Annotated in this window: 3 protein-coding genes; all 3 read left to right on the forward strand. The window is 66.2% G+C overall.

Features of this window, described 5'->3' with window-relative positions; translation table 11 throughout:
• Positions 1–276: 276 nt before the first annotated feature.
• The gene (locus OCH239_RS21275) at positions 277–762 is read left to right on the forward strand and encodes a fasciclin domain-containing protein (protein ID WP_037267468.1); all 486 of its coding nucleotides are present in this window, start codon (positions 277–279) and stop codon (positions 760–762) included.
• A gap of 106 nt (positions 763–868) precedes the next feature.
• Positions 869–1,351 carry a fasciclin domain-containing protein gene (locus OCH239_RS21280; protein ID WP_037267470.1) on the forward strand — a complete coding sequence of 161 codons (483 nt, stop codon included), beginning with the start codon at positions 869–871 and terminating at the stop codon, positions 1,349–1,351.
• Between the two features lie 65 nt (positions 1,352–1,416).
• The gene (locus OCH239_RS21285; protein WP_037267471.1) at positions 1,417–1,929 is read left to right on the forward strand and encodes a fasciclin domain-containing protein; all 513 of its coding nucleotides are present in this window, start codon (positions 1,417–1,419) and stop codon (positions 1,927–1,929) included.
• Positions 1,930–1,995 lie beyond the last annotated feature (66 nt).

The raw sequence follows: 1,995 nt of genomic DNA on the forward strand, positions 1-1,995 counted from the left end.
CGCTCAAAAACCCCGCTCAGCACTCACAGACCACAGGCGCGGTCGCGGCAGGGAAGAAGACGCATCAACCTCGGAAGACCCGTGACGTGCTCACGGATCGCACACGGGGCTTCACGACCAGTTTCTTGAAAGGCTGAAGGCCCGCTGCTTAGAAGGCGAGCCGGTTCGATCAACCCTCGTCCGGCGGGATTTGATGGTGAACCACAGTCCTCCGGCCCGCGTAAGCCGAGTGATGCCTGATCGGGCATTCGAAACCAGAACCGGAGGAGAACGCAAATGTTCCGTAAAACCTACCTCGCCCTCAGTGCCGCCGCAGCCATTACCGCCGCAGGTGCCACGGGCGCCGCGGCGCAGGAGATGAACATCGTCGAGACCGCGCAGGACGCGGGCAACTTCCAGACCCTGCTCTCGGCCGCCGAATCCGCCGGGCTCGTCGAGACGCTGACTGGCGAAGGTCCGTACACGGTCTTCGCTCCGACCGACGAGGCCTTCGAAGCTCTGCCCGAAGGAACCGTCGACGAGCTCCTGATGGAAGAGAACCAGGACCAGCTGACGTCGATCCTCACCTATCACGTCGTCCCGGGTGCGGTGATGTCGGCCGATCTCGAGGACGGGATGGAAGCCGAGACCGTCGAGGGGTCGAGCGTGACCATCTCGATCGACGGCGACACCGTGATGGTCGGCGATGCGACGGTGACGCAGCCGGACATCGAGGCCTCGAACGGCGTGATCCACGTCATCGATAGCGTGCTGATGCCGTAAGATGCACCATCCGGCGGCGGGGTCACCCTGCCGCCGGACTCCTCGCAGGATGTGATCGCGCTAGATCACATGCGGAAGATCACTCGTGCGAGAAGGAAGTTACTCCATGGACCGCCGTCATTTCATCGCAGGCGCGGTCGGTGCGCTGATCGCAGCCCCCGCCCGCGCTGCTCCCCGGCTCGACATTCCCGCGGAACTCGGCAGCTCGGCGCAGTTTCTGCCGCTGGTCGACGCGCTGGCGACGGCCGACCTTCTCGGCAATCTCGCCGCCCGGGGTCCCTTCACCGTTTTCGCTCCGACACTGGAGGCCTTCGATCGCGTCGGGTACGGCACGCTGCGGGCCCTCGAGCAGCCAGCCCGACGGGCGGAACTGCGCCGGCTTCTGGCCTTCCATGTGGTGAAGGGCGAAGTCTCGGCCCTGCGCCTGATGGGCCGGACGACGCGGCTCGAGACGCTGATCGGGCGGCCGCTCGTGGTGGACGGACGCGGCCCGGGGCTCCGGATCGGCAATGCCAGAGTGGGACTTGCCGAAATCACCGCCACGAACGGGCTCATCCACCAGATCGACCGTGTACTGATGCCCGCCTGACCCGGATCCCTTGCGGCTCCACGGGCGTTTCCACTCGACACCACAGCCTCAAGTGAGCCGAACCCATGGACCGCAGAACCCTTCTCAGCAGCGCCCTCGCCGCCGGCATTCTTGCCCTCGTGCTGCCGGTGCGGGCCTTTGCCCAGACAGGCACCGCACCGACCGAAACCGTGGCGGGGATCATCTCGTCGGATCGGGACCTCGACACGCTGGCCTCCCTCCTGATGGCGGCAGACCTTTTGGACGGGCTTCGGGAGGCGGGACCGTTCACCGTCTTCGCACCGGTGAACGACGCGTTCGAGGCCATGGGCGAGGCGACATTGTCGGATCTCACGGCGGAAGAGAACGCGGACCGGCTGCGCCGGCTGCTCCTGCATCACGTGGTGCCGAACGTTCTGATGCCGGGCGCCCTCCGCGGAGGGCGGAGCGTCGAGACGCTCGCGGGTACCCAGATCGAGATCACGGACGAGGAGACGCTGCTGATCGGGGGCGCCGAGCTTCTGACGCCGGGCACCGAGATCCCCAACGGCGTCGTGCACAAGATCGGCTCGGTTCTGGAAGCCCCCGAACAGGCCTGACCGGGGCGTCCGTGGTGACAAGAAAAAGGCCCGCCGAACCGGCCCAGCCCCTCAGATAAATGTTGA

This window comes from Roseivivax halodurans JCM 10272 (assembly GCF_000521785.1).
Lineage (GTDB): Bacteria > Pseudomonadota > Alphaproteobacteria > Rhodobacterales > Rhodobacteraceae > Roseivivax > Roseivivax halodurans.

Excerpts from the sequence above, each read along its gene's own strand:
- OCH239_RS21275 (WP_037267468.1), top strand. The coding sequence starts at position 277 with ATGTTCCGTAAAACCTACCTCGCCCTCAGTGCCGCCGCAGCCATTACC.
- OCH239_RS21280 (WP_037267470.1), top strand. The coding sequence starts at position 869 with ATGGACCGCCGTCATTTCATCGCAGGCGCGGTCGGTGCGCTGATCGCA.
- OCH239_RS21285 (WP_037267471.1), top strand. The coding sequence starts at position 1,417 with ATGGACCGCAGAACCCTTCTCAGCAGCGCCCTCGCCGCCGGCATTCTT.